Source organism: Marinobacter halodurans (assembly GCF_004327985.1).
GTDB lineage: Bacteria > Pseudomonadota > Gammaproteobacteria > Pseudomonadales > Oleiphilaceae > Marinobacter_A > Marinobacter_A halodurans.
In genome coordinates, this window is record NZ_SJDL01000203.1 from 1 (window position 1) to 420 (window position 420).

Genomic DNA, 420 nt, shown 5'->3' on the forward strand with positions numbered 1-420 from the left:
GGTCGAACTACGCCCCCAGAACACGGCTTCGGCACCCGACAAAAGCAACATCGTGTACCCAATGAGCACCAGGGGCAAAAAAACACCGAGTGTCAGAGTCTCTATCTTTTTGAAGCGAGGAATGTTGTTCATCCTTTGCTGACATTTAACGCCAATATTCAGCGGCGGCTGAAAGCCGTCCGGTGGAGGCCCGCCGGGGCCGGAACGAACTGGAATAATTTGTTAGGCATTTTTTCCGCACTCAGATTCAATTTCTTGCTCTAGCTCTTTGATCCCATCCCGGAGTTTTGCCAGTAAGCGTTCATTTCAGGACGTTCTGCCACCCCGCTGAGATTCGCCCTACAGTAACCTCACATTTTCCGACACGAGGTTACCCCCATGAGAAAGCACCGCACACCCGAACAGTGGCAGACCCTGGTT

The 420-nt window shown here is 52.4% G+C and carries 1 protein-coding gene; it reads left to right on the forward strand.

Translation table 11 applies throughout. The features are described 5' to 3' along the window. On the forward strand, positions 1 to 264 hold a 264-nt coding region (locus EZI54_RS24990), incomplete at its 5' end, for a hypothetical protein (protein ID WP_207389361.1). Between the last annotated feature and the right edge of the window lie 156 nt (positions 265 to 420).